The sequence below is a fragment of the Microcystis sp. M20BS1 genome, from assembly GCF_020245305.1.
GTDB lineage: Bacteria > Cyanobacteriota > Cyanobacteriia > Cyanobacteriales > Microcystaceae > Microcystis > Microcystis ichthyoblabe_A.
This window is the reverse complement of record NZ_JADBUZ010000146.1, coordinates 23,863-31,528: the sequence shown is the minus strand read 5'-3', so window position 1 is coordinate 31,528 and position 7,666 is coordinate 23,863. Positions and strand designations below refer to the sequence as shown.

5 protein-coding genes are annotated in these 7,666 nt (G+C 46.8%); 3 read left to right on the top strand and 2 right to left on the bottom strand.

What is annotated here, in order from left to right; all coding sequences use genetic code 11:
- The first annotated feature begins 148 nt into the window (after positions 1 to 148).
- Both IM507_RS14945 and IM507_RS14940 read left to right on the top strand, forming a co-directional pair.
- Complete coding sequence (locus IM507_RS14945; protein WP_287637271.1) at positions 149 to 496, top strand: hypothetical protein; 348 nt, start codon at positions 149 to 151, stop codon at positions 494 to 496.
- A gap of 372 nt (positions 497 to 868) precedes the next feature.
- On the top strand, positions 869 to 5,587 hold the full coding sequence (locus IM507_RS14940) for an ELWxxDGT repeat protein (RefSeq protein ID WP_287637270.1): 4,719 nt from the start codon (positions 869 to 871) through the stop codon (positions 5,585 to 5,587).
- Positions 5,588 to 5,910: 323 nt separating this feature from the next.
- Here IM507_RS14940 and IM507_RS14935 read toward each other — a convergent pair whose 3' ends face one another.
- Together IM507_RS14935 and IM507_RS14930 are read right to left on the bottom strand one after the other, a co-directional pair.
- Positions 5,911 to 6,111 carry a type II toxin-antitoxin system HicB family antitoxin gene (locus IM507_RS14935; protein WP_002734159.1) on the bottom strand — a complete coding sequence of 67 codons (201 nt, stop codon included), beginning with the start codon at positions 6,109 to 6,111 and terminating at the stop codon, positions 5,911 to 5,913.
- Between the two features lie 8 nt (positions 6,112 to 6,119).
- On the bottom strand, positions 6,120 to 6,623 hold the full coding sequence (locus tag IM507_RS14930; RefSeq protein ID WP_002732927.1) for a hypothetical protein: 504 nt from the start codon (positions 6,621 to 6,623) through the stop codon (positions 6,120 to 6,122).
- 513 nt (positions 6,624 to 7,136) lie between these two features.
- Between IM507_RS14930 and IM507_RS14925 the strand changes: the two genes are divergently transcribed.
- Positions 7,137 to 7,634, top strand: coding sequence for a DUF2335 domain-containing protein (locus tag IM507_RS14925; RefSeq protein WP_002731609.1), 498 nt, complete (start codon positions 7,137 to 7,139; stop codon positions 7,632 to 7,634).
- Positions 7,635 to 7,666: the final 32 nt, after the last annotated feature.

Sequence of the window (7,666 nt, the reverse complement as noted above, 5' to 3'; positions counted from 1 at the left end):
TTATTTCGGTTTTAGAAGAGATGTTAAAAGCCGCACTTATAGTAAATTCTTTTGAGGAGTGTAGGAAGTCTTTTAGTATCATCATAAATAAGTAGGGTGGGTAATACCTACCTTACTTAGTAAACTGTTTGAAATCATCGATAATATGATGACTTTATCCCCTGAATTACAGTCAAGCTTAGAGAGTAAAATCAAACAATTTGAGGAGGAAAGAACCATGCCTTTAATGAGTAATATGGAGTTACGAGGGATAGAACGCGGTAAGGAAATTGGTAAGGAAATTGGTAAGGAAATTGGTAAAGAAATTGGGGTGCTAGAAAAAAGCCGCGATGCCATAAAAACAGTTTTAACTGTGCGTTTTGGAGAGATTTCTTCAGAAATTGAAGAGATAATCGGCAAAATGACTAACCCTACTATCTTAGAAGATCTACTAAAATTAGCAGCTACCGCTAATTCTCTCGCAGAATTTAAGCAGTCTTTGGCAAAAATCCAATAATCTTATCCAATATCTAGAAAACGGGTTTCTTGTCTTTGAGAAACCCGTTTTCTTGTAATCAATGTTAATTTATGTTATGGAAACCTTGAAAGATTGGCGATTCTTTGCGTAAAATAGTCGCATTAATCTTTTGCAGTTAACGTCATGACTTCTATTAATACCCACTGAAACCATAATAAATCATAAGCAAAAATCAATGTTAATAATCGATTCTAATCTATACCAGAGATGAACGTGGGTTGGCTTAAGTACTTAAGCAAAATTAATGACACAAATCTAACCCCCCCTTGCCTCTTGCCTATCTCCACTAGGAAATTTATTCTGCACCACTACTTAATTGTTTAATTTTCACCCTTTATTCAGGAAAAAATCATGTCAACTCCTTTTTTAGTTAAAGATATCCTTCCCGGTTCCTATAGCTCCAACCCCGGCTTTCTAACAGCGCTGGGCAATACTCTGTTCTTTGCTGCCAATGACGGCGTTAACGGTACTGAATTGTGGAAAAGCGACGGCACGGCGGCCGGCACGGTTCTGGTTAAAGATATTTTTCCCGGTTCCGGTTTCTCTATATCCTCCAACCCCCGCTATCTAACGGCAGTAGGCAGTACCCTGTTCTTCTCTGCTAATGACGGCGTTAATCGGGAATTATGGAAAAGCGACGGCACGGCGGCTGGTACGGTTTTGGTCAGAGATATCCGCCCCGGTTCCTCTAGCTCCCTCCCCAGCAATCTAACGGCAGTGGGCAGTACCCTGTTCTTTACTGCCGATGACGGCGTGAACGGTTATGAATTATGGAAAAGCGACGGCACGGCGGCCGGCACGGTTTTGGTCAAAGATATTTTTCCCGGTTTATCTGGTCCCTCCCCCAGCAATCTAACGGCAGTGGGCAGTACCCTCTTCTTCACTGCCAGTGACGACAATGACGGCTTTGAATTATGGAAGAGCGACGGCACGGCGGCCGGCACGGTTCTGGTCAAGAATATCCGCCCCTACAATCTGACGGTGCTGGGCAATACCCTGTTCTTCACTGCTTTTGACAGCGTGAACGGCTTTGAATTATGGAAGAGCGACGGCACGGCGGCCGGTACGGTTCTGGTCAAAGATATCAACCCCGGTTTTCTTGGTTCCGTTGGCTTCTCCACCCAGAGGACGGTGGTGGGCAACACCCTTACCCTGTTCTTCACTGCCGATAACGGCGTTAACGGTCTTGAATTATGGAAGAGCGACGGCACGGCGACCGGTACGGTTCTGGTCAGAGATATCCGCGCCGGTTCCTCTAGCTCCAACCTGGAAAATCTAACAGCAGTGGGCAGCACCCTGTTCTTCACTGCCGATGACGGCGTGAACGGTAAGGAATTGTGGAAAAGCGACGGCACGTCGGCCGGTACGGTTTTGGTCAAAGATATCCGCGCTGGTTCCTCTAGCTCCAACCCCAACCGTCTGACAGCAGTAGGCAACACCCTGTTCTTCACTGTCAATGACGGCGTAAACGGTGAGGAATTGTGGAGAAGCGACGGCACGGCGGCCGGTACGGTTTTGGTGGCCGACACCCGCCCCGGTGCCTCTAGCTCCAACCCCAGCAATCTAAGGGCAGTGGGCAGTACCCTGTTCTTCAGTGCCGATAACGGCGTTAACGGTACTGAATTGTGGGCTGTGAGTACGCTCGCAATTCCCACCCTCGCCATTGCCGCCACCAATGCCAGTCAAACCGAGGGCAACAGTGGCAGTAAAGCTTTCACTTTCACCGTCACTCGTTCGGTTATCACCACGGGAAGCAATAACGTTAACTGGGCAGTTATCAGCAGCGGCAGCAATGCCGCCAATGCTGCCGATTTTGTCGGGGGAGTCTTACCGTCAGGAACCGTGAGTTTTGCCCCGGGAGAAACCAGTAAAGTGATTACCGTTAACGTTCTGGGAGATACCACATTTGAACCGAACGAAACCTTTACCGTCATCCTCTCCAATCCCACCAACGGCGCTAACATTACCACCGCTACTGCCACGGGAACCATCGAAAATGATGATGTAGCAATCCCCATCCTCACCATTGCCGCCACCAGCAGCAGTCAAACCGAGGGCAACAGTGGCAGCAAGGCCTTTACCTTCACCGTCACTCGTGCGGATAGCACCACCGGAAGCAATAACGTCAACTGGGCAGTTACCGGCACTGGCACTTTTCCCGCTAACGCTGCCGATTTTGTCGGGGGAGTGTTACCCAGTGGGGTAGTGAGTTTTGCCCCGGGGGAAACCAGTAAAGTAATTACTGTTAACGTTCTGGGAGATACAACGATAGAACCGAACGAAAACTTTACCGTCACCCTCTCCAATCCCACCAACGGAGCTACTCTCGGCACTCCATCTACGGCAACCGCGACTATTGTTGACGAGGACTCCGTTCCTTTTTTAGTTAAGGATATCTACCCCGGTTCCTTTGGTCCCTACCCCGGCAATCTGACGGCCCGGGGCAATACCCTGTTCTTCACTGCCTATGACAGCGTTAACGGTGAGGAATTGTGGAGGAGCGACGGCACAGCGGCCGGTACAGTTGCGGTCGCCGACATCAACCCGGGTGACTATGGCTCCTACCCTAGCAATCTGACTGCGGTGGGCAGTACCCTGTTCTTCCAGGCCTTTGACAGCGTGAACGGTACTGAATTATGGAAAAGCGACGGCACGGCGGCCGGCACGGTTCTGGTCAAAAACATCAGCCCCGGTGACTCTAGCTCCTACCTCGACAATCTAACGGCACTGGGCAATACCCTGTTCTTCACTAACGCTGGATTGTGGAAAAGCGACGGCACGGCGGCCGGTACGGTTTTGGTCAAGAATATCTTCCCCGACAATCTAACGGCAGTGGGCAACACCCTGTTCTTCAGTGCCAGAGGCGTTAGCGGTAATGAATTGTGGAAAAGCGACGGCACGGCGGCGGGTACGGTTCTGGTCAAGAATATCCGCCCCGGTTCCTCTAGCTCCGACCCCCGCTATCTAACAGCAGTGGGCAATACCCTCTTTTTCACTGCCAATGACGGCGCGAACGGTCGGGAATTGTGGAAAAGCGACGGCACGGCCGCGGGTACGGTTTTGGTCAAGGATATCGCCCCCGGTTCCTCTTACTCCCCCCCCCGCAATCTAACGGCGGTGGGCAATACCCTCTTTTTCAATGCCAATGACGGCGTTAACGGTGAGGAATTGTGGAAAAGCGACGGCACGGCGGCGGGTACAGTTTTGGTCAAGGATATCGCCCCCGGTTTCTCTTGGTCTGCCCCCCGCAATCTAACGGCAGTGGGCAGTACCCTGTACTTCACTGCTAATGACAACGTTAACGGTCAGGAATTGTGGAAGAGCGACGGCACGGAGGCTGGTACGGTTCTGGTCAAGAATATCAACCCCGGTTCCGGTTTCTCTGGCAACTACCCCCGCAATCTAACGGCGGTGGGTAACACCCTGTTCTTCACTGCCGATGACGGCGTGAACGGTACTGAATTGTGGAAAAGCGACGGCACGGCGGCCGGCACGATTCTGGTGGGGGACATCCGCCCCGGTTCCTCTAGCTCCGACCCCCAAAACCTGAGAGTAGTGGGCAGCACCCTGTACTTCACTGCCGATGACGGCGTGAACGGTCGGGAATTGTGGGCCGTGAGTGGTCCCGCAGTTCCCACCCTCGCCATTGCCGCCACCAGTGCCAGTCAAACCGAGGGCAACAGTGGCAGTAAAGCCTTTACCTTCACCGTCACTCGTTCGGTTAATACCACCGGAAGCAATAACGTTAACTGGGCAGTTACCGGCAGCGGAACCAATCCTGCCAATGCCACGGATTTTGTCGGGGCAATCTTACCCAGTGGGGTAGTAAGTTTTGCCGCCGGGGAAACCTCAAAAGTAATTACTGTTAACGTTCAGGGGGATACAACAGTAGAACCCGACGAAAACTTTACCGTCACCCTCTCCAATGCCACCAACGGCGCTACTATTACCACCGCTACAGCTATTGGCACTATCCAAAATGATGATGCAGCAGTTCCCACCCTCGCTATTGCCGCCACCAATGCCAATCAAACCGAGGGCAACAGTGGCAGTAAAGCCTTTACCTTCACCGTCACTCGTGCGGTTAATACCACGGGAACCAATAACGTCAACTGGGCAGTTACCGGCAGCGGCAGCAATCCTGCCAATGCCACGGATTTTGTCGGGGGATTGTTACCGTCAGGAACCGTGAGTTTTGCCGCCGGGGAAACCAGTAAAGTGATTACTGTTAACGTTCAGGGGGATACAACGGTAGAACTGAACGAAAACTTTACCGTTACCCTCTCCAATGCCACCAACGGCGCTACTATTACCACCGCTACAGCTATTGGCACTATCCAAAATGATGACTTTATCGGTACTTCTGGTCCAGACACCCTTGTGGGAACCTCTGGAGCAGATGCCATGACTGGGTTAGCCGGAAACGATATCTATACGGTAAATGATGCCGGCGATTTGGTGATTGAAGCTCTCAACCAGGGAACCGATACCGTGCAGGCTTCCATTTCCTATACCCTTCCTAACAATGTGGAAAATCTCCTCCTCACTGGTAGTGGTAATCTTAATGGCACGGGTAATGCCTTAAATAACCAGATTACAGGGAATAGTGGCAATAATACCCTCAATGGCGCTGCTGGAATCGATACTTTAACCGGTGGGGTGGGGACAGACATCTTCATCTTCCAGTTTAGTCAGTCCACCTCGGCAGCCCTAGACCGAGTTACGGATTTTGCTATTGGTACTGATAAAATTGACCTGCTTAGTCAAGCTGGTGGGGCCATTAATGCCCCGGTCGCTTTTACCCGGGCAACAGATAGCACCACGACTAATATTGACACTATTGTTACTAACGTCTTTACCGATGCTAATGGCGCAACAGCCGGAAATCAAGCTCCCGGGATGAACAGTGCTGCTTTAGTGCGGGTTGCTAATACTACTACCACTTACCTAATTATCAACGACGGTACGGCAGGCTTCCAAAGTGCTAATGATTTGGTGATTAATCTCACCGGGTTAACGGGTACTTTCCCGGCGCTCGGCCCTATTCCAGTCAATAGTTTCTTTGTCTAAATTGATGGGGGGGATTAATTCTCCCCTTTTAATATTTTTCCCTAGTTTTTTTGGTTCTTCGTTACTTGGTATGGTTCGATAGGGTGGTATAAATCGACTAAATCCTTATTTAGCAAGAGACTTAATTGATTAGTTCGTTAGAGAGGGAAAACAATTGGCAAAAATCGAAGCAATGTCTTTCTATATAAGAGTTTCACCCGTCCATTGCATAACACAAACCGAAGAACCTGAAAGTATCAAAAAAATGTCAAACTAATTATTCATTATTTTGACATTTTTCAATCTCTTCATCTCTAGATTCCCGCAACAAGTTATGGGGATATTTATTCATCTTTTAGAAAGCAAAGTAATTGCTTTTTTACCACCGCTTCTTCAATATTAATAATCACTTCCCCTAAAGTTTCACCCTGACTCATACATCCGGGTAAATTGGGAATTAGTGCCGTGTATCCGCCTTCTTCTTCGGGATAAATTGAAATCGGATATTTAAGAGATAAAAAGTATTCTAATATTGGTTGTTCCATTGATAGGTCTAAATAGGTCTAACTGAGTCGCCAATTTGAGGGTTTTCAAAAGGTAACGTTTCGGATAATTCCCATACTAGCAGTTTATTTAACAATTCACGATTTATTAGCTCGGATATTGGCTTTTTATCGTTCTTAGAATTCGCTCCTACGGCTCTTTTTATGAATTTTCCTATCAAATCGGACGGGGTTTCTTGTTCTTTAAGCAACAACTCCAGCAATCTAGATCCTTTATTATTGGCTCTATCCGATTGTAAAATCGATATTTTTTCTTGAACAAAAGTAATTGTCCCCGTCCCTCTCACTAAGTCAAGATAGCCTAAAGACTCACCAGTCTGAGGATCTTTTATTTCCTCTTCGCTGGTATTGTAAACTAACATTCTTTGACCTTCTCGAATTCCACTAATTTCACCTCTATTGATCACTAATTTATAGTCGTCAATAACCTTAACGACAGTGGCGGGAAAGGTTCCTTTAGGAGATAAAATGGGTTTTTCGGCTACATTTTCCATAATGATTTATCTTTGGTATAAATCTGGTTAATATTAAATATTATCGCTCTTAGGGCGCAATAGCTATAATTTAAACTTATATTTGTCAGGATTTAATGATAAGGTCGGTCAATTGCCTTGATCATTAATAGTACGAATGTAGTGGCTATGTGTTGTAACTGTAAAAAATGGGTTAAGTGTGATAATTTCTTATAAATTCAAAAAATTGCTATGATAAAATGCTAGAATGAAGGGGTAAACATGACTTAAACGAGGGTGTTATGGTAAAAAAATACTATCGTGACATTTCTTCCCAAAATTACTCTATTCCTAGACGGTACTTTATGGATGGTCTGGTCTCTGTTCTAGATATAGGGGGGACTTATCGTGCCAATCTAGATTATCGTTGTCGTGTTCGTGTGGGCAAAAAAGTACATTTGAACCCAGACGCTGCCGCAATTCAGTCTGATTGGATGAAGACAGGATTAGATATTTACAATGCCATTTGTGAATATGGGGGAAAGTTGTCTTAAAATGTCCGACGAAAGTAAAAAGTCAGAAGACCAGGATAATAGTGAGCTAGTTGAAAGACCTTTAGAGTCCATAGATGAAATATTAGAAGATGAGACTATTGATCAGTCAACTAAAATCTCGATTCTCCTGAGACGAATAAACAAAAGCATAACCTTCTCTGGCCCGATTCCTCATCCAACAATTCTAAAAGGATATGAAGAAGTTTTGCCCGGTAGTGCTGATCGGATTTTGTCTATGACGGAGAAAGAAGGTGAACATCGAAGAAAGATAGAAACAGAACTGGTAAAAAACGATAATATCCGCTCTTATCTTGGACAAATTGCGGGTTTTACGATTGCGATAGTTGGTTTAGGTGGCTCTATTTATCTGGGGATTAATGATAAAGTTTGGGCATCTGGAATTATGAGTGCGGGTACTTTAACAGGTTTGGTGACGGTTTTTGTTACAGGGGATAAAGAGAGAAGAATTCAGTCCGAACAAGATGATCAAGACAAGTGATTCAAATACTGTAAGTTTTTCCTAGACAAAAA

Excerpts from the sequence above, each read along its gene's own strand:
- IM507_RS14935 (WP_002734159.1), bottom strand. The coding sequence starts at position 6,111 with ATGGAACAACCAATATTAGAATACTTTTTATCTCTTAAATATCCGATT.
- IM507_RS14945 (WP_287637271.1), top strand. The coding sequence starts at position 149 with ATGACTTTATCCCCTGAATTACAGTCAAGCTTAGAGAGTAAAATCAAA.
- IM507_RS14930 (WP_002732927.1), bottom strand. The coding sequence starts at position 6,623 with ATGGAAAATGTAGCCGAAAAACCCATTTTATCTCCTAAAGGAACCTTT.
- IM507_RS14925 (WP_002731609.1), top strand. The coding sequence starts at position 7,137 with ATGTCCGACGAAAGTAAAAAGTCAGAAGACCAGGATAATAGTGAGCTA.
- IM507_RS14940 (WP_287637270.1), top strand. The coding sequence starts at position 869 with ATGTCAACTCCTTTTTTAGTTAAAGATATCCTTCCCGGTTCCTATAGC.